This is a genomic window from Cutibacterium namnetense, from assembly GCF_001642025.1.
Classification (GTDB): domain Bacteria; phylum Actinomycetota; class Actinomycetes; order Propionibacteriales; family Propionibacteriaceae; genus Cutibacterium; species Cutibacterium namnetense.
The window spans coordinates 102,781-121,826 of record NZ_LWHO01000013.1 but is presented as its reverse complement, the minus strand read 5'-3'; the positions used below and the strand labels follow the sequence as shown (position 1 = coordinate 121,826).

The following is a 19,046-nucleotide window of genomic DNA, read 5'->3' as shown; positions in this document are numbered from 1 at the left end:
GGCACCTGCGCGAGGATAATCACAGGACATTACGATGGGGAAACAGGTCGATACCGGTAAGGGAGAACGGTCATGACAGCGAGCACACATCAGTCCCGCGGGGCTGAACTTGACCCGGCCGGGGAACTTCTCGGTCAACCTGTACCGGGGGAGAACCTCGTCGAGAACCATCTCGCCCACATGTTTCGCGCCACGGTTGCTAACCATGGGTTCCGTCCCGCGACCCGGGTTCGGCAGGGCGATGAGTGGATTATCCGCACTTATGCGGAAACTGGGCGTCGGGTCGCCGGTCTCGCCCGGGCTTTTGTTACCCCCGGGTTGCTCACCGAGGATGGCCTGCAACGCGGGGATCGTATATCCCTGTTCTCCGGTAACTGCCCGGAGTGGATCGAGGCTGATCTCGCGGGCATGACGATTGGTGTGGTCCCGGTGCCGATCTACCCGACGTCGACCCCTGATCAGATTGTTCACATCGTCACTGACGCCGGGGTGCGGGTTATCGTCGCGGCTGGTCCGAAGGAGCTGGGCCGTATTCTCGAGGCCCGCGACCAGATGCCCGGTCTTGAGGCGGTGATCCTGTTAGATCCGGCGGATCAGGTTGGAGATCAAGACGGTTTAACGGTGTTGTCCCTGGACCAGGTGCGTCAGGCTGGGGTTTCGGAGGAGATGCAGGGGGTCGTCGAAGAGCGCATGGGCCAGTCATGCGCCGATGATGTCGCCGCATTGATTTACACCTCGGGAACTACGGGTCAGCCGAAGGGAGTCATGATCAGCCATCGGGCTGCGTTGGCTGAACTGCAGGCTCTGGATGCCTTCTTCGACGTCACTCCGGCTGATCATTCCCTGAGTTTTCTGCCGCTCTCGCACGCCCTGGAGTGGGGATGGTCGATGGTGGTGATACGGCATGGGTGCCTCAATACTTTTGTGCCCAACCCGAAGACGATCTCGACCATGTTGGCTGAGGTCCGTCCAACTCTTTTCGTATCAGTGCCGAAACTGTACGAGCAGGTCATGAAGGCAGCCCGTGAGAAGGTTTCTGATTCTCCGGCCAAGCTCAAAGCCTTCGAGTGGTCGATGCAAGTTGGTCGCGAGTGGTGGCAAGCCCAGCAGGAGGGAAGGCGCCCCAGCGCATCTTTGCGAGCCCGCCATGGGATTGCTGATCGTCTCGTCCTCAAGGCCATTCGTGACGCCGTCGGTGGACCCAAGACTGTGCTGGCGGCTGGTGGAGCTCCGCTGCGCAAGGAGGTCGAAGAGTTCTTCGCTGCCTGTGGGCTGTTGGTGTGCCAGGGATACGGGCTGACAGAGGCTTCCCCGCTGGTGAGCTTCAACTCCCCAGGCGAATACAAGTTCGGCACCGCTGGCAAACCGCTGGTGGGTAGTGAGATCACGACGACTGAGGAGGGGGAGATCCTTTACCGCAGTCTCAACATCATGAAGGGGTACTGGAAGGCCCCTGAGGCCACTGCCGCAGCAATCGAAGATGGCTGGTTGCACACTGGGGATATTGGGCACATCGACGAAGATGGTTTTCTCGTCATTACCGATCGCCTCAAGGACATCATCGTTACCCTTAACGGTAAAAATATTTCGCCCCAGCCGATCGAAGATTCGCTCATGAAAGACCCGCTCTTCGAACACGCGGTGTTGCTGGGCGATAACCGCCCATGCCTGACTCTGCTCGTTAAGCCATCGCTGCCTCAGGTGGAGGAGATGGCCGAGAAGTTACACATCACCTCGATGACGGTTCCGGAGATGCTGCGCTCCGAGGAGCTGGCGGAGGAGATTCGTCGTCGGGTGGCCGAGATCACCGAGAAGCTGCCTCATCAAGAACAGATTCGTGACCTGCGGGTGTTGTGGGATGAGTTCACCACAGACAACGGGCTGCTCACTCCGACTCTCAAGGTGCGTCGACGTGAGGTGGAGAAGAGATTCACCGAGATCGTTGAGGAGATGTACGGGCGGCTCGCGGCCCGGCGAAAGGCTGGGAAGAGGGACTCCAAACACTGATTCTGGGCGCGAGCTGGTTTGTTCGGCGCAGTCGGTCATGGTCGGATTCATCCGTTGGGTGGTACCCGATTGTGTTGCGGTGTCGATTTTTGTCAGCACGGGGGCGGTCACAGCACTACCGTGACCTATTCCCGTCCGGGTCGGGGTTTTTCGTCGCCGGGTTGTGGGCTCCGGCGGCAAGGTCGGGAGTACACTCCTGGCGAGTGCCGACTCCGCGAAACGATGGCTTTCGGAAGGCCTCACGCTGGCGTGTGATGATTGGGTGTCGGCGGGCCGCCCCAGCCGTGGGGGTCGGCATCAACCATTCCAGCGCTCGCTGGTAGCCGCACGAGCGCGCCCTCCACAACAAGGAGAACGATGAAGAAGTACGTCGGAATCACAGCATGTCCGACCGGTATTGCCCACACTTACATGGCTGCCGAGAAGCTGGAGGAAACCGCCAAGGAGGCCGGTAGCCAGATCAAGGTCGAAACCCAGGGATCGATCGGTGTTGAGAATGAGCTCAGTGCTGATGACATCCGTGAGGCCGATGCTGTGGTCATTGCTGCCGACGCTGAGGTCGATCTGTCGCGTTTCGACGGCAAGCGGGTTTTGGTGACCGGTGTTCAGGATGGCATTTCACGTCCAGCAGAGTTACTGGAGCAGGCCCTGACCGCTCCGATCCGTGGGGGTGCGGTGGCCGAACCCTCCGGCGAAGCCGTTGAAACGGGAACCGCCTCGGCCAGTAAGGATGGCAAGGAGTCCGTTAGGCACACCTTGTATGCCGCCCTGATGGCTGGCGTGTCCCACATGATTCCGTTCGTGGTCTGTGGTGGCATCATGATTGCTCTGGCCTTGGGTATCGGGGGTAAACCCACTGCTGGTGGTGTAGCCGTTCCTGAAAACAGCTTTTGGCAGACCATTCTGCAAGTTGGCACGCTGGCCTTCTCCCTCATGATCCCGGTACTCGCCGGTTTCATCGCTCAGGCCATTGCCGACCGTCCTGGCCTTGTCGTCGGTATGGTTTCTGGGTTTATCGCGAATAGCGGTGCACAGTTTCCTTACCTGACGACGACTGGCCCTGGTGGCGCGAAGACCGGCCTCAATACCGGCTTTATTGGTGCCATCATTATCGGATTTATCGCTGGGTACGTTGCCAAATGGATGCGGAAAATCCCGTGGCACGAGTACGTCAAGCCGATCGTGCCGATCCTGATCGTCCCGATTTTCGGCACCGCGATCGTCTCGTTGCTGTACGTCTATGTGCTCGGCCGCCCGCTAGCCGCCCTGTTTAACGGGCTGACCGACTTCCTAGCCAGTATGACGACGTCGTCGATAGCCGTCCTCGCCATCATCATCGGCCTCATGATCAGCTTCGACATGGGCGGTCCCGTTAACAAGGTCGCCTTCCTCTTCGCCGGGGGAATGATTGCCGTTGACCAGGGCAAGGTCATGGGACTGGCTGCAGCTGCTATCCCGGTCGCCCCGCTCGGGATGGGCCTGGCCACCCTCATCGGTCGTCGTCTGTTCACCAAGCAGGAGCGCGACGCCGGAATCGCCGCCCTCTTCATGGGCCTGTTCGGCATCACCGAAGGTGCGATCCCGTTTGCTGCGGCTGATCCGGCCCGTGTGATCCCATCGAACATGGTGGGTGGAGCCGTCGCCGCTGTGCTGGCTGGCATGTTTGGCGTGCATGACGTTGTTATGCATGGTGGCCCTATCGTCGGTGTGCTCGGGGCGTGCAAGCCTTTGCTCGGGTTCTTTGCGGCGATCCTCATTGGAGCTTGTGTGACGGCTTTCATGTCCCTAGCTCTCAAGAGAATTGCCGCCCGCAAGAAGGACCGTGCGGTTACCGCGTGAGTTACCTCGAAAGGAGTTATGGCATGACTACCATCGCAGATCTGCTTGACGAAAGATCCATTGATCTGTCCCTCAGTGCAGGCAGCAAGGATGACGCTATTGAGAGGATGATCGATCTCATCGGCGCTAGTGGCGCCCTTACTGACCGTGACCTTCTCATCAAGGCTGTCCGGGCCCGTGAGGAGGTAGGTACCACAGGGCTCGGCGACGGCATCGCCATCCCGCACGGTAAGTGCGACGGTGTCGATCGCCCGGCGCTGGCTTTCGCCCGTAGTGACGAGGGTGTGAAGTGGGGAGCCCCAGACGGTTCTTTGGCTAACCTGGTCTTTCTCATCGCTGTTCCCGAGGCTGCCGCTGGTAACGAGCATCTGCGGATTCTCGCTTCGCTGGCCCGTTCTCTGGTCAAAGCTGATTTCCGCGGCCGTCTCATGGCAGCTTCCAACCCTCAGGAGGTCCACGAGGTGCTGGCAGGCATCAGCGCCTGACACACTCCGGCCCGACGAGCCTTGACGATGTCGATTATCGGGCGGGCTTGACCATTTTTGTCAGCTGACCCGGGGAACGGGCACCGCTATTCCCCGGGTCTCGCTGTGCCGGGAGTTTTCGCCATCGGATGAGTTGGCCACGGTGCGAATCACCGATCGGCAGGGGTCTCTAAACTGTGCAGACATGGGATTGCGCGACCTGCTGATGAATCATGGGATGGCTGAGGGGGGCCTCGACCTCCCGGACGTCCTCAACGCCCTCGCTACGGGTGGGGTACTCGTTGATGTGCGAACATCTCGTGAGTATGAAGCAGGGCATGCGCCGGGGGCGCGGCTCGTTAATCCCAAGGAGTTGCTCGCCGACCCTTTTACCGCCGTGTATGGCGATGACCCGCTCGCTGAGCCTGATCCCCATTTCATCCTGGTGTGTGACACGGGGTTTCGGTCCGGTCATCTGGTAGCTCCGGTGCGGGAGAAAGGTTACAACTGCGACTTCCTGGCTTCCGGTCTACGGGCTTGGCGTGCTGGTGGGGAGATCCTCATCCCCGGTCCGCCACGCGGTCGCTGAATTTCGCTAGCTGAACGCGGCTCAGGCGGCAGCGCCTGCGACGCGCCCCGTTGTAACAGAGGTCACGCCTGTTGCGGCGCACTCCATAGCAGCTCTTACAGCATCTTTCCCCCTGACAACACACCAGGCCTGACATTCTTGGACAGCATGCGGGGAGCACAGCTGGGAGGAGGAATCGCTGGTCTCGGATTCGGAGAACCGCGGGTCACCCGGTATCCTCTTTAATTAGCTGTCTGTCATGACAGCTGGCCGGTCGGGAAGACCCTGATCGGTGGCATTCGCCCTCCTGCCACGGGATGTACCCGTGGCCGCTGAGACCAGAGGAGGTGGAGTCAGCGTATGCGTAAATATGAGGTCATGATCATCATTGATCCGACCGTCGAAGAGCGTCAGGTCGATTCCCTCATGGAGAAGTACCTGAAGGTCATCACTGACGAGAAGGGCACCGTTGACAATGTCGACGTGTGGGGCAAGCGTCGTTTGGCCTACGACATTCAGAAGAAGTCGGAAGGCATCTACGTCGTCGTCAACGCGACCTGCGAGCCCGGGACCATCCAGGAGTTGGATCGTCTTCTCGCCATAGATGAGAAGATTATGCGCACCAAGGTCATGCGTCCCGAGATCCACTGACGATCGCAGACCCCACAAGCCTGTTCGCCCTGGTTCCCAGTGATATACGAGGGACTGTCCAAGGTGAGCGGCACACTGGAACCGTTGATTGCAAACTACTAGAACCACTGCGATCTGGAGACTGACATGGCTGGCGAAACACCCATTACGGTGATTGGCAACTTGACCGCTGATCCTGAGCTGCGCTTCACCCCCAACGGGGTGCCTGTCGCGAACTTCACGGTGGCATCGACCCCGCGAACCTTTGACCGGCAGACCAATGAGTGGCGCGACGGCGAGGCAATGTTCCTCAATTGCTCGGTGTGGCGCCAGTTCGCCGAGAACGTCGCCGAGTCCCTCTCCAAGGGAATGCGCGTCGTTGTCAACGGCAATCTCAAGGCTCGCTCCTACGAGGATCGCGACGGTAACCGTCGTACTTCCTATGAGATCGACGTCAACGAGGTTGGTCCGTCGCTGAGATTCGCTGCTGCGAAGGTTTCGCGTAACCAGTCCTCCGGTGGAGGCAACTGGGGTGGCAATGCCGGCGGCGGTCAGGGCGGCAACTGGGGTGGAAACTCCGGTGGTGGCCAGGGCGGTAGCTGGGGTGGAAACCCCGGGAACCAGGGGTCTTATAACAACGGTGACGCCAACCGTGGTGGTGGAGTCGATCCCTGGGCCTCAGCCCAGACCGACGAGCCTCCGTTCTGATCGGTAGGACTAAACCTAAGCAGCGTCATCAACAAACATCAGGTTCGGCGCCCCTATTCGGGGGTGCGGACAAGGCACATTCCGGCAAGAGCCGGGCTTTCATACGAAGGAGAGCACCACAATGGCCGGTCCACAGCGCAAGACTGTGAACAAGAAGAAGGTCGTCCCTATCAAGACCGTGCATATCGGCGCGGTTGACTACAAGGACACCGCCCTGCTGCGCAAGTTCATCTCTGAGCGTGGCAAGATCCGCGCACGTCGCGTTACGGGGCTGTCTGTCCAGGATCAGCGCAAGGTCGCCATCGCGATCAAGAACGCACGCGAACTCGCATTGCTCCCGTACGCCTCGACGGCTCGCTGAGAAGGGGGAAAGACATGAAGCTCATTCTCACTGCCCCGGTGGCCAAGCTCGGTGTCCCTGGTGACATCGTCGAGGTCAAGGACGGCTACGGCCGTAACTACCTGCTGCCGCAGAATTACGCCATCAAGTGGACGCGCGGTGCTGAGGCCCAGATCAAGGACATTACCCGTGCCCGTGAGGCCAAGGCGATCAAGTCTAAGGAGGAGGCTGAGCAGATCCGCTCGCAGCTGGAGCACCTGGTCGTCCAGGTGACCGTCCAGGCCGGCGAGAGCGGTCGTCTGTTCGGTGCCGTGACCCCTGGCGACATCGCCTTGGCCGTCAAGAAGGCTGGTGGTCCCGCCCTCGAGAAGCGGGCCATTGAGATCACCAAGCCGATCAAGACCATCGGCAAGCACACTGTCGGCGTCAAGCTGCATGACTCTATTAAGGGTCACGTCACGGTCGAGACTGTTCCCGCCGCATGATCTGACGCACACGCAGACATAAGAGAGGGCACCCAATTGGGTGCCCTCTCTTTGTTTCGTCACCACCGGCGAAAGTAAATGACGAGGTACCCCATTGTGGTACCTCAGGGGTTCACCGTGCGGTTCCAGTCTCATCTGGGTGGGATCGTCTACTCGTTGTGAGCCCAGGCATGTCCTTGCTCGTGGTCGAGATGCGTTGCCGTCTTGTTCTTCAGTCCGAAGACGTAGATGAGAGTCGAGATGAAGGTCAGGGCCGTCACGTAGACGATAAACCACGTCACCTTGCCATGCTCCTTGATGGCCTCATAGATGAGCGGGGCAGTACCACCGAAGCAGGAGTTGGCAAGGCCATAGCCGAGGCCGACACCGAGGGCGCGGACTTTGGCCGGGAAGAGCTCGGACTTCACGAGAGCATTGATCGAGGTGTAGCCGGTCAAGATGATGTAGCCGACCAGCAGCAGGCCAAAGGCACCGAGGGGGTTCGTGGTCTTCGGTAGGAAGGTGATGAGCACCCAGGTGTAGCACATGGCACCCACGCCGAAAAAGACCAACAGGGGCTTGCGGCCGATCTTATCGGAGATGAAGCCCGCAACGGGCTGCAGAAACATGAGGATGATGAGTGCGATGAGGTTGATAGTGGTGGCCGTCATCGCCTCTTCCTTGAAGGTGGATTTGACGATGGCCGGAGCGTTTACCGAGTAGGTGTAAAAGCAGACGGTGCCTCCCATGCTGATAAGAAACACCAGAAGCAAAGGCTGCCAGTGCTGCACTAGCAGGGCACGCATGGTGCCAGAGTCACGGTCCAGACCGGAGCGGATATTTTCCAAGTGTTCCTCGGTGAGGGACTCGTCCATAGTGCGTCGCATCCACAAGACGACGACAGCTGCGAGGCCGCCAATACCGAAGGCGATGCGCCAACCCCAGGTAGCGATGTGGTCGTCGGACATCGTCGCTGTCTCGATAAGGAGAACAGCCTGGGCAATGACTTGACCACCGACGAGGGTTACGTACTGGAAGGACGACAAGAATCCTCTCCGGTGGCGAACTGCCGCCTCTGACATGTAAGTCGCTGAGGTGCCGTATTCACCTCCGGTGGCGAAGCCCTGAACGATGCGGCAGACGATGAGGAGGACGGCGGCCCATATGCCGATCTGGGTGCGTGACGGGAGGACCGCTACAACCAGCGATGCGAAAGCCATGACGAGGACAGAAAAGGTGAGGGCAGAGCGGCGTCCGTGGCGGTCGGCCCACCGTCCGAAAAACCACGATCCCAGAGGCCTCATGAGGAAAGTGATGGCGAACACGACATAGACGTAGATGCGTGAGTTCTTGTCCTCAGGGCTGAAGAACTGATTCTGGAAGTATGTCGCGAAAACCGTGTAGATGTAGACGTCGTACCATTCGACGAGGTTTCCTAGGCACCCTTTAAGGGTGTTGAGTGCAGCTCGTCCGAGACTATGTTCCTCACGGACTAGTTGTGTTTCACTTGCCACCGTAGGCCCCTCCTTCGGCATCGTGGTTGGAACCATGCCCCATCTCTGGGGGAGACGGTGACAGTGGTCACAGACTTATAACACATTTGGGGGTGAGGTGTGACAGACGACGTCGACTGGCAGCCCGGTGTTGTGTTCACCCACACCCTGTCCCTTACCCTCGACGACAAAGCCCAAGAGACTCTCCAAAACATCCGCGACCAGCTCATGGCGGCTGGCGTCCCCGTATTGCACCAACCAGCCCACATTACGGTCGCCGCAGTTTCCACCATGGAGGATGTCGATTCTCGCCTCGTTGATGTCGGGTGGCCCGAGAGAATCAGACTTACGACGTCATGTCGCCTTCCCAATTCCGACGGCGTCGTCGCGTTGTGCCCTCACGACCCCACCTCTTCTGATCCTGTGACGATTTTTGACACCTCGGGGGAGGGAGAGCCTGAATTGTGCTTCGCGCCTACCCCTGTCGGTAGTTTTCGCGCGGCGACCTGTCTACCGGAGGCCCTCCGGCGACCGCACGACTTGCTGCACCGTCGGTTGGCTGCGGTGGGAGTCACCGCTTTCAACTATTACAGCCCTAGGTGGTGGAATCCTCACGTCACGATGGGATATCAAGTTCCGCCGAAGTTACAAGGGCGAGCCGTCAGAATTCTCGCTGGTGTGGCCCCTCTGGAGGTTGGGGTAGCGGGGGTCTCAGTCTGGCAGGTAGGTGACGGCCACACCTACCGTCTGTGCCCCTGATTCGGCGGCGAAAATCGACGGTCGAACGTAGTAGATGTTGTAGACGACGTCGTTGGGGTATTCAGCCGCCAATCATGCTCGGGCTCAGCGCCGTCACGTACCGTCAGCTTTCCTCCGCGGCCGTTAGGCAGGGCTATCTGAGCATTGCCGCCCGGATATGGGCACAGGTCGATGAGGAATCCACTGCTAAGGGAATCATTGAGCACATCAGGGTGCTGACGACATAGCCCCTGAAGGCACTCGATCCCGAGCCGGGGATTCGTGGCCAGAGGGTAGGGCGGGGAGCGAGTGCGAAAAATGTCGCCCCGGGTAGAGTAAGGGGCACGGGGATGATGTTGCGCGACTCGAGGCGATTTTTTTCGACCTCGATCGTCCGGTTTGCGCTTGGACTGCCCACATAGCATCAAGGTATGAACATGTCCGATGACATCCTTAAAGCTTTCAATGATCAGATCACTCTCGAACTCACCGCCGACATGACTTACCGCCAGTTGGCTATCGAGGCTGATGCTCAGGATCTCTCCGGGATGGCTGCGTGGCTACGCCATCAGGCTGACGAGGAGATCGTTCACGCCAACAAGTTCATTGATCACACCCTCGATCGCGGTAGCCATCCGCGTATCGGCACTATCGAAGCTCCTGACGTTGAAGTCGGCTTGTCTGCGCTTGAGATCTTCCAGGCCGCCCTGGCCCACGAGGAGAAGGTGTCTGAGGCTATTCGCGAGCTCTACCGTACCTGCACTTCAGCCGGTGACATCGATGCGATTCCACTGTTGCAATGGTTTATCAATGAGCAAATCGAGGAAGAGGCGACCGTTGGCGAAATCGTCGCTCGCATTGAGCTCATTGGGGACGACGGCCCGGGGCTGCTCCGCCTAGACGCCGAGCTTGGTTCCCGTGACGTGGAGTCCACCGAGAACGCAGGGTGATGTTAGATCCTTTTTGGGAGAACGATTTGCGTGGCCGACGTCATGGGTCGGTGCTGTGAGGGGGCGGCCTGTGTAATGACCGTGGTCGTGGCTGGGGAAAATCGGCTCCGACTACGGTCATTAATGTGAGGCGGGAGGCAGAAACTGTCGCCGCCAACGTCTAGGGTGTGGGCCCGGATGTACTGAAGGTGAACCCTCACATCCGCACAACCCCCCCAATCGAGAGGTTTTCATCCGTGAACTGGCTGCACGCCGTCATCCTCGGCATAGTCGAGGGCATCACCGAGTTTCTGCCTGTCTCCAGCACCGGGCATCTGCGCATCGTGGAGAAACTGCTGGGATACGACATCCAGGGTGCCGGGATCACTGCCTTCACCGCGATCATCCAGGTCGGTGCGATCATCGCTGCCATCCTTTATTTCTGGTCTGACATCGTGCGCATCGTCGTCGCATGGTGCAAGGGTCTGGTCCATAAGGAAGACCGTGATGACCCGGACTACATCCTCGGTTGGGGCATCATCTTGGGGTCGATTCCGGTAGGCGTCGTGGGGCTGGTATTCAAAGACGCCATCGAGAACACGCTGAGCTCTCTGTGGGTGGTCGCCATTGCCCTTGTCCTCTGGAGTGGGGTGATGTGGCTGGGCGATCGGCAGTCAGGCCTTAACAGGGGGATGAAAGAGGTTGGTGTCATCGACGCCATTGTTATCGGGTGCTTCCAGGCTCTGGCCCCACTTTTCCCCGGCATCTCCCGTTCGGGTGCGACGATTTCTGCTGGGCTGTTCCGCAAGTTTGACCGTGCCACGGCTACCCGGCTCTCGTTTTTCATGGGCATTCCGGTGCTTGTTGCGGCCGGGGCTTACGAGACGATCTCTGCCGCCGGTGATATTTCTGTCGCTCATGGTGGTGCTGCCGCGATCGGTTGGGGGCCGACGATCCTGGCGACCGTGGTTTCCCTCATCGTGGCTTACGTGTCTATCGCGTGGTTGTTGAAGTTCGTCTCGTCGAATAAGTTCACTGGTTTCATTTGGTACCGCGTCATCGTAGGCCTGATCATGATTGGTCTGATCTCGACCAACCTCATCACCGCCTGACGTAACAGGGTCGGTATTCACGAATCAGGTCGGCGCTGTGTAGGTAGGTAAATCATCTCCTCGCGGATCGACTTCAGTCTCCCGATTCGGCCTCCATTGAGCGGTTGAAGTCCTGCTTCATGGCGCGCCAGCCGTCAGCATCACGACCAGCAAACCAGTAAGCCGACAGCTGTACTCGGTCTTTGGGTAGGCCGCGTTCTATCCGGAGATGGCGACGCATTGGGCGGACCATGGCGGCTTCTCCATGCACGAACGCGTGGGCGCTGGCGGGCAGGTCTAGGTCGCAGACGGCGGCGACGATGCCTTCAAGGTCGTGAGGAGCCGTTACGAGGGTGGTGCGGTCGTTTGGTGCTAACGGGTAATCGTGGTGGCCGTCGACGCGAACGACGGTTGCTTCGGCTGATTTCGGCAGGGCGGCGAGGGCGTTCGCGACTGCGGGGAGGGCCACGGCGTCGGCGACGGCGAGCAGGTGAGAGATGTCATCGGGTATCTGCCAGTGACCGCCCGGTCCACGAACCGCGACCTGGTCTCCGGGCTGGACGGTTTGGGACCACTGGGTGCCGGGCCCATGATGGGCTTCGGCTCCGGACTCGGGGCCAAACTGCAGGACGTCAATGCCCCACGATCCGTCCTCAAACCACCTGCGTCGGGTGTACGTGCGTAGAAGTGGTTGTACTGCATCGTCACAGACGGGTTGGCGCAGATCAGAGCCGTCAGATGGCAGGACGATTTTGATGTGGTCATCGACGGAGGTGATGGGTGGCATACCGCATGGTTCGAAGTCGATTGAAATAACGTCAGGGATGTCATGGCGGACCTCGCGGATCCGCGCGAGACATTGGTTTTTGGCCATGCCGCCAGGCTACAGCAATTACGAAACGATTCCATTTTTAAATGGCTGGAGACCCTTGTCGGACGAGGGGCGACTGAGGGTCTGAGGCGGGCCTCCTCTAAGAGTTATCCACAGGGTTGTCCACCGGTTGAGGACAACTCACATGGGTGTAATTTCAACCAGTGTCGTTCTCCGGGTCCAGCCACCCGAGTCCAGCAGGCCCCAGGGGTACCGAGTGCCGAAAATCGTCAGCTGGCCCGAAGGTAAGGCATTCCCGTGCTCGAGGGGAACCGTTGGGAGCTCAGATAGAGGGCACAGGGGGTACGCGGGAGGTGTGCCGGTAGGTGGTGGGCGTGTCCCCAATTGCGCGGCGCATGTGCGGCAGGTATGCCTACCTCGCCAGATCGGTTCGGCAAGGATCTTGGCCGTTGAGGGCGCCGGCAGCGTCTGACCGTGCCATGTTCATGGGGCGGTTGACACTCACCGAGGCAATGACATCCACCGAGACCATGACATCCACCGAGACGATGATGCATACCGGTCGTGTGGTGCGAAAAATGTCAGCACGGGTAGGGAAGGGGTACTGGGGTGCCTGGCCCTGGTGTCAGCTGACAGAAATCGCCGGGCAGCACAGCGGTGTCCTGCGAGTGCGGGAATCAGCGGGGCGCTAGACAAGGAACTGGGTGCTTAGCGTGTTGCCTCCGGGTGGACAATAGATCGGCGACGATGTCAGGAGGCCAGGTCAGTGACGATTCCAGAACTCTTTGGAGACCCGGACCAATGGCCTGACGACGATCTCATCATGATCACGGGAGCGCTCAGTCCGCACTTAGTATTGGCGGCCCTCCATGAAGGTGTCTTTCCCATGCCTATTGCCGACGATGAGGTGCCGCGGGAACTTCAGGGTGCGACGGCGTGGTGGTCTCCTATGCGTCGCGGCATCCTGCGGCCTGGCCAGCTTAAGGTCGCTCGCAGTCTGCGTAAAACGACTAAACATCAGACGACGACCGTCGACCGCGCCTTTGATGAGGTCATCACGCGGTGCGCAGACCCGACGCGCCCTTATGCCTGGATCGACGATCGGGTCATGGAAGCCTATCGGTACCTCCATGACCGCGGCTGGGCTCACTCAGTTGAGACTTGGGATGCGCAGGGTCGTCTGGTAGGGGCCTCTATGGCGTCAATGTCGGGGGATTTTTCAGTGGAGAGTCCATGTTCCACGACCCAGAGTATGGCCGTGATGCTTCCAAGACGGCTTTGATGAGGTTGGTCTGTGAACTCGGCCCTGGGCTTCTTGATGTCCAGTGGAGTACCCCACATTTGGCCAGTCTTGGCGTCACTGAGGTGGACCGAGGGGAGTACCTCGCTCTTCTGTCCGACGCCCTTGAGCGTTCGAGCCCGCAGTGGACGAGTCCAGATGATCCAGCGTGGAATGGCGTCCATCTGCTCGAGCGGTTGCGAAGAATGACCGGCTGATGGAGCTGCAGTCGCTTTTGTGACCTCGCGGATAATTTGACGACATGTACGGCTGCCTCGGCCCGGCGGGTTGTTGCCCGGTAGCGTGGGGAGACTCTTGGTTGCGGTGACGCTCACCCGTACGCGAGGGGAGATGCTCTGCAGGGTGGTTCGATGGCTGCGACACAGGAAATTGTCGATAATCCTAATGCCATAATGCGATTCATTCTGGTTACAAGAAGTGATCAGATGATGGCTAGAACTGGCGATGATCGAACCACTGTTGTTGCCGTTCCCCTGGGTGGCCATCTGGGTGCCTTGCCGAAAATTTTGCAGCAGTTCGCTTTCCGGAAAATCAATTTGTTGAGAATTGAACCCTGGCTTACGGAGGATCGTCTTAGCGAGTGCTGATTGTCTCTCGACGCCATCGGTCATGTCGAGGACGAGGGGATGCTGATGCGCTGAAAGGCTGGTATCGAATCAGCCGGAAGGTGATCTTTCTTGGGCTCAATCAAACCGGCTTCACAAGGGGCTTTACACCGTCGGGAGACTCCAGCATGGATTGTGATTCCAGGAACGAGGTCGCTGTCGTAGCAGCGGGGTGATTGGGATAATTCGCTGGAAAATGACGACGCTCTCGCTACCCGCCGACGGCGCACGCTATCACAGTTAAGTTGTCGAAACAAGGGTCTGAAGAATTTAACAGGTGTCGAGTGTCAGGGTGATTTGCGTATGACCCTCTGGTCCGTATCGTTGAAGACATCAACCGAGCCCGTTCGGTTCCCCGACGGGATTTGGTAGAAATCTAAACGAAAGGAAGCAAAAATGCCGACTGACAAGAAGCCAACAAATGCCAATATCGACGCTCTTTACGACCGCACCGTTGTTGACCAGTCTGGTAACAAGATTGGCGAGATCGGTCAGGTTTACCTCGACGACGCCTCGAGCCAGCCGGCTTGGGTGACCGTTAAGACTGGGCTCTTCGGACGCAATGAGACCTTTGTCCCCTTCAAGGGTCTGGAGACCGCGGGCGAGCAGATCCGCACTCCCTACACCAAGGACAAGGTGAAGGACGCCCCGAACGTCGACCCCGACGGCCACCTCTCGGAGGATGAGACCGACGCGCTCTACCGCTACTACTCCGATGCGTTCGCTTCGGACACGAAGACCACCGACACAAACACCAAGCAGGGTGTTGCTGGTGGAGTAGCCGGTGGCGTTGCTGGTCAGAAGGCTGCTGACACTCGGACTACTGCCGATACCAAGACTGACAAGGTTGCCGACAGCAAGGCTCAGACCACGGCCGGCCAGAAGTCCCCGGTTGCCGAGGACGGTTCTGTTGTCCGCCACGAGGAGCGCCTCAACGTGGGTAAGGAGCGAGTCGAGACTGGTCGCGTGCGTATCCACAAGCATGTCGTCCACGACACCGAGACCGTTGAGGTTCCGGTTGAGCGCGAGGAGATCCACGTTGAGCGTGTCCCGCTTGACGAGAAGGTGGCCGCTGACGACGTCAAGCTCTCCGAGGGCACCCAGGACATCGTGACCCATGAAGAGCGCCCGGTTGTCAATAAGGAGACTGTCGGCGTCGAGAAGATTAAGATTGGTAAGCAGGCCGTGCAGGACACTGAGACTGTGTCCGGCAAGGTTGCCAAGGAGCAGATCGATATCGATAACGCCAAGCACGCCAAGTGATGCACTGACTATGGGTGGGGCCCGGGCGGTACGGTCCGGGCCCCACCCGTGTCTGCGCCATGATGTTCTTAGCCCGGTAGGATCGGCCACATGATCGATCCCAAGCTCCTGCGAACGGATCCGGACGCCGTTCGCCGCTCCCAGGTCGCCCGCGGCGAGGATCCCTCGGTCGTGGACGACGTCGTCGCCGCAGATGAGGCCCGTCGTGAGGCCATTGCCGCCCACGAGAACTTGCGTGCAGAACAGAAGGGACTCGGCAAGCGGATCGCCAAGGCATCCGGTGACGAGAAAGCGGAGTTGCTGACTCGTACCAAAATGATCTCCGGTGAGGTTGCTGACCTCAAAAAGGCCGCGGACGAGGCAGACGTCAAGTTCACCGAGCTCGCCAAGACTCTCGGAAATATCGTCATCGACGGGGTGCCCGCTGGTGGCGAGGATGAAGGTGTCATCAAGGAAACCATCGGAACTCCGCGCGACTTTGCCGCTGAAGGATTCGAGCCCAAGGATCACCTCGAGATCGGTGAGGCCCTTGGGGCTATCGATATGGAGCGTGGCACGAAGATCTCTGGATCTCGCTTTTACGTTCTTACTGGCGTTGGCGCCCAGTTGGAATTCGCGCTGCTCAATTTAGCGATGTCTAAAGCAGCCCAGTGGGGATTCACCCCGATGATCCCGCCGGCCCTCGTCAAGCCGTCGGCTATGGAGGGCACCGGATTTCTCGGTCAAGCTGCCGACGACGTCTACTACCTGCCTAAGGATGACCAATACCTCGTCGGAACCTCCGAGGTGGCTTTAGCGGCCTTCCATTCTGAGGAGATCCTCGACGACGCTGAGCTGCCTAAACGCTACGTTGCTTTCTCTCCGTGCTACCGACGCGAGGCTGGCTCGTACGGCAAGGACACCCGCGGTATCTTCCGCGTCCACTGGTTCGACAAGGTCGAGATGTTTGTCTATTGCCTCCCCGAAGAGGCTGAGGCTTGGCACGAGAAGCTGCTGAGCTTTGAGAAGGACTTCATTACCGCGCTAGAAGTCCCGTTCCAGGTGCTCGACGTCGCCTCCGGTGACCTGGGCCTGTCGGCTGCCCGCAAGTACGATTGCTACGGCTGGCTGCCAACCCAGAACCGCTATCGCGAGATCACTTCGACGTCGAACTGCACTACTTTCCAGGCTCGGCGCTTGTCCATCCGCCACCGCGGGCCCGACGGCGTCGAGCCCCTGGCTACCCTCAATGGCACGCTGTGCGCCATGACCCGCATCATCATTATGCTGCTGGAGAACCATCAGCAGGCTGACGGTTCGGTGCGCGTACCCGTGGCGCTGCGTCCCTACCTGGGTGGTCGCGAGTTCATTGAACCTGTCAAGTGAACGACGACCCGTATTACCGGGAGCTGCCTGACGGCACGATTAAGCAGGTCAACCCGTTCACCGGGACGAAAGTGTGGACGGTTCCGGGCCGTGGAGCGCGCCCGCTAGGTAAGTCAGCCGTGCAAACTCGGGAATTGAACGAGCATGACCGCCGTGCCGCATGCGCGTTCTGTCCCGATAACCATTTGTCCACGCCGCCCGAGAAGACCCGGCTGGTGAAGCGCGAGGGCGGTTTGGTGCGCGGTCATGACCTCATTCGTCGTGTTCCGGCTGACCAACTCGACGCAACCGTCCCGGAGTTTCGGCGCGTCCCTAACCTATTCGAGATCCTGTCGTGGCAGTACTGGCAGCTCAACTGGGGGATGAGCTTGCCTCGGGTGTCGCGGGAGTGGCAGGAGGAATACCTGTCCAGTCCGGCAGGCGAGGCCCACGTGAGGTCAGCTCTTAACGTCAAGTTCAAGGCGGTGGGGTCAGACCAACGTGCGGAGGACCTCGGGCCCCAAGAATTGCGCGAGGCTTCTGCGGCCTTCTTTGCCGGCGGACATGACGTCATTGTTGCTCGCCGGCACTACACCGATGAGGGCACGACGACGGCCGACATTGCCGGATCGGCGAGTCTTACCGTCAACGAGCATCGGGCGTTCATGGCGCTGACCGTCGATTCGATGGCTCAATTGCACCGTCGTAACAAACATGTGCGGTATGTGGTGGTTTTCCAGAATTGGCTCAAGCCGGCTGGGGCTTCCTTCGACCACTTGCATAAGCAGTTGGTAGCGATTGACGAGGTCGGTGCCGATAACGAGTCGGTGCTGCCGAAGGCTGTCCTCGACCCGGGCATTTTTAATCGATGGGGGCCCGACTTCGCGGTAGAGCATGGCCTGGTGCTGGCTTGTAATGAGGGCGCCGTCATGACGGTTGGGTTCGGGCATCGCTACCCGTCGGTAGAGGTGTGGTCGACGAGCCGGGTCGATCAGCCCTGGCGGGTTGATGATGAGGGGATCGACGCCGTCTCGGACCTTCTACATGCTGCGCATGTGGCTGTCAGCGACGATGTGCCTGCCAATGAGGAATGGCACTACCGTCCGATGGGTACCGGGGTGACGGTGCCGTGGCGGATCATTCTCAAGCTGAGGATCTCGACCCTGGCCGGGTTTGAGGGCGGGACGAAGATCTATGTCAATACTATTTCGCCTGCGGCACTGGCAGCCATGCTGCTGCCGAAGTTGTTCCAGGCGCGGGCAGCAGGACGGATTGCCCCTATGGACTTGGGCGACGAATGTGAGATTCCCAGGGGAGCGCTTGCCGCGACGTGGGTGAGGTGAGGGACGGGCGTCATGCAGCGCCCGAGCTCGCATTCGATCATCGCGGCCATGGAGCACCAGCACTGGGCTGTGTGCCGCGCAGTAATCACGGGACCCACATCAAAACTAGGTGGGAAAAAGCTAGCATATGTTCATGGAACCCAGCCGGTCAACAATTACGGCACTTGAGGTGTTGGGGGCTCTGTCTGAGCACGTTGAGCCACAATACGCAAGTGCCTTGGCCCGGAGGCTGGGCATTTCGAGAACTACGACGTACAGAATACTTGCTGCGCTTGTGAGCGAGGGCTACGCCGTCCATGACTCAGAGTTGGGTAGGTACTCGCTTGGTCCAGCGGCGTACGAGTTGGCTGCTGCGTATCAACGGCAGGAGCCGCTGCGCCGCGTGAGCCTCGCGATTATCGACCATCTTGTGGATGAAACCCATTCGAGTATTCATCTTGCGTTACTTCGAGGATCTGAAGTCATATATGTTGTGGAGCAGCGGGGCATTCATACCCCCTCGCTCATAACTGAGGTCGGGGTTCGACTCCCGGCTGAAATTACTGCGAGCGGGAGGGCAATGCTGGCCTGCCTGTCACGGACTCAGGTGGATGCGCTGTATCCGAGCTCAGCTCAGTTGTCGGCTGGGCATTCGAACTCGCCGACCTCGACTACTGAGCTTCATGCGATGCTCGCCGAAACACGAAAGCGAGGGTGGGCACGCGAAATCGATTCGGTGACGGTCGGATGGTCGACTCTAGCTGTCCCAGTTGTCGATGCCTCGGGTTATCCATTGGCTTCGCTTGCCACGACGTACAAAACGGCACTTGAGAGCAGCCAGCTCGATCGGGCACTTCTTGGCCATCTTCTCGCGGCCGCGCGAGCAATCCAGTACAGACTGGGTGCGCGCTGAGCTGCAGAAATTGATATAAAAATCACACTGTACAAGAAGTTGCGTAAGATTTGTCACTAAATTGTGACGGTGTTTCTGATCCGGAACTGACTGTTTCTTATGTGAAACAGCTGACGGTGTGACAGCATTGCGTGTCCTTGACGCCGCTTAGTACCTTGCTTTTTATAAGAGGACCGCTGAAAGCGATGAAGCCGGA

General features: G+C 59.3%; 19 protein-coding genes and 2 pseudogenes. 18 read left to right on the top strand and 3 right to left on the bottom strand.

Annotated elements, in window-relative coordinates:
* The first annotated feature begins 72 nt into the window (after positions 1-72).
* The 8 genes from A5483_RS10685 to rplI all read left to right on the top strand — a co-directional run bounded on the left by A5483_RS10685 (position 73) and on the right by rplI (position 7,041).
* Positions 73-2,007, top strand: a complete 1,935-nt coding sequence (locus A5483_RS10685) for an AMP-dependent synthetase/ligase (RefSeq protein ID WP_063811798.1) — start codon at positions 73-75, stop codon at positions 2,005-2,007.
* Positions 2,008-2,364: 357 nt separating this feature from the next.
* The gene (locus A5483_RS10680) at positions 2,365-3,846 is read left to right on the top strand and encodes a PTS fructose transporter subunit IIC (protein WP_063811797.1); all 1,482 of its coding nucleotides are present in this window, start codon (positions 2,365-2,367) and stop codon (positions 3,844-3,846) included.
* A 23-nt stretch (positions 3,847-3,869) separates the two neighbouring features.
* Positions 3,870-4,331, top strand: coding sequence for a PTS sugar transporter subunit IIA (locus A5483_RS10675; protein WP_063811796.1), 462 nt, complete (start codon positions 3,870-3,872; stop codon positions 4,329-4,331).
* A gap of 184 nt (positions 4,332-4,515) precedes the next feature.
* On the top strand, positions 4,516-4,899 hold the full coding sequence (locus A5483_RS10670) for a rhodanese-like domain-containing protein (protein ID WP_002549149.1): 384 nt from the start codon (positions 4,516-4,518) through the stop codon (positions 4,897-4,899).
* 339 nt (positions 4,900-5,238) lie between these two features.
* Complete coding sequence (rpsF, locus tag A5483_RS10665) at positions 5,239-5,529, top strand: 30S ribosomal protein S6 (RefSeq protein ID WP_002549183.1); 291 nt, start codon at positions 5,239-5,241, stop codon at positions 5,527-5,529.
* A gap of 126 nt (positions 5,530-5,655) precedes the next feature.
* Entirely contained in the window at positions 5,656-6,216 is a 561-nt protein-coding gene (locus tag A5483_RS10660) for a single-stranded DNA-binding protein (RefSeq protein ID WP_063811795.1), read from the top strand.
* 121 nt (positions 6,217-6,337) lie between these two features.
* Positions 6,338-6,577 carry a 30S ribosomal protein S18 gene (gene rpsR / locus A5483_RS10655; RefSeq protein WP_002528266.1) on the top strand — a complete coding sequence of 80 codons (240 nt, stop codon included), beginning with the start codon at positions 6,338-6,340 and terminating at the stop codon, positions 6,575-6,577.
* A gap of 14 nt (positions 6,578-6,591) precedes the next feature.
* Positions 6,592-7,041 (top strand): 50S ribosomal protein L9, encoded by a 450-nt coding sequence (rplI, locus tag A5483_RS10650; protein ID WP_002549146.1) that lies wholly within the window; start codon positions 6,592-6,594, stop codon positions 7,039-7,041.
* 149 nt (positions 7,042-7,190) lie between these two features.
* Here the strand turns inward: rplI and A5483_RS10645 are convergent, their stop codons facing one another.
* Positions 7,191-8,534: an MFS transporter gene (locus A5483_RS10645; protein WP_082864053.1), complete on the bottom strand. Its 1,344-nt coding sequence runs from the start codon at positions 8,532-8,534 to the stop codon at positions 7,191-7,193.
* A 99-nt stretch (positions 8,535-8,633) separates the two neighbouring features.
* Between A5483_RS10645 and A5483_RS10640 the strand changes: the two genes are divergently transcribed.
* The 4 genes from A5483_RS10640 (at position 8,634) to A5483_RS10630 (ending at position 11,292) form a co-directional block, all read left to right on the top strand.
* Entirely contained in the window at positions 8,634-9,272 is a 639-nt protein-coding gene (locus A5483_RS10640; RefSeq protein ID WP_002549059.1) for a hypothetical protein, read from the top strand.
* 74 nt (positions 9,273-9,346) lie between these two features.
* A complete protein-coding gene (locus A5483_RS12065) occupies positions 9,347-9,499 on the top strand; it encodes a hypothetical protein (RefSeq protein WP_158541383.1) in 153 nt (50 codons plus the stop codon).
* Between the two features lie 183 nt (positions 9,500-9,682).
* Positions 9,683-10,201, top strand: a complete 519-nt coding sequence (locus tag A5483_RS10635) for a ferritin (RefSeq protein WP_063811793.1) — start codon at positions 9,683-9,685, stop codon at positions 10,199-10,201.
* Between the two features lie 236 nt (positions 10,202-10,437).
* Positions 10,438-11,292 carry an undecaprenyl-diphosphate phosphatase gene (locus A5483_RS10630; RefSeq protein ID WP_002549102.1) on the top strand — a complete coding sequence of 285 codons (855 nt, stop codon included), beginning with the start codon at positions 10,438-10,440 and terminating at the stop codon, positions 11,290-11,292.
* Positions 11,293-11,365: 73 nt separating this feature from the next.
* Here A5483_RS10630 and A5483_RS12500 read toward each other — a convergent pair whose 3' ends face one another.
* Together A5483_RS12500 and A5483_RS12495 are read right to left on the bottom strand one after the other, a co-directional pair.
* The gene (locus A5483_RS12500) at positions 11,366-11,761 is read right to left on the bottom strand and encodes a siderophore-interacting protein (RefSeq protein ID WP_277619710.1); all 396 of its coding nucleotides are present in this window, start codon (positions 11,759-11,761) and stop codon (positions 11,366-11,368) included.
* 87 nt (positions 11,762-11,848) lie between these two features.
* A pseudogene (locus A5483_RS12495) lies at positions 11,849-12,058 on the bottom strand (siderophore-interacting protein); the annotation flags it as partial.
* Between the two features lie 811 nt (positions 12,059-12,869).
* On the opposite strand from A5483_RS12495, the pseudogene A5483_RS10620 reads away from it, so the two are divergent.
* The 6 genes and pseudogenes from A5483_RS10620 to A5483_RS10595 all read left to right on the top strand — a co-directional run bounded on the left by A5483_RS10620 (position 12,870) and on the right by A5483_RS10595 (position 18,850).
* Positions 12,870-13,600, top strand: a pseudogene (locus A5483_RS10620) (leucyl/phenylalanyl-tRNA--protein transferase).
* A 153-nt stretch (positions 13,601-13,753) separates the two neighbouring features.
* A complete protein-coding gene (locus tag A5483_RS12060; protein WP_052647589.1) occupies positions 13,754-13,990 on the top strand; it encodes a hypothetical protein in 237 nt (78 codons plus the stop codon).
* Between the two features lie 414 nt (positions 13,991-14,404).
* Complete coding sequence (locus A5483_RS10610; RefSeq protein ID WP_063811791.1) at positions 14,405-15,271, top strand: DUF2382 domain-containing protein; 867 nt, start codon at positions 14,405-14,407, stop codon at positions 15,269-15,271.
* 90 nt (positions 15,272-15,361) lie between these two features.
* Positions 15,362-16,636: a serine--tRNA ligase gene (serS, locus tag A5483_RS10605; protein WP_002549061.1), complete on the top strand. Its 1,275-nt coding sequence runs from the start codon at positions 15,362-15,364 to the stop codon at positions 16,634-16,636.
* Entirely contained in the window at positions 16,633-17,958 is a 1,326-nt protein-coding gene (locus tag A5483_RS10600; protein WP_063811790.1) for a DUF4921 family protein, read from the top strand. Before serS ends, A5483_RS10600 begins: the two co-directional genes overlap by 4 nt.
* Before the next feature lie 133 nt (positions 17,959-18,091).
* Complete coding sequence (locus A5483_RS10595; RefSeq protein ID WP_042842818.1) at positions 18,092-18,850, top strand: IclR family transcriptional regulator; 759 nt, start codon at positions 18,092-18,094, stop codon at positions 18,848-18,850.
* Positions 18,851-19,046 lie beyond the last annotated feature (196 nt).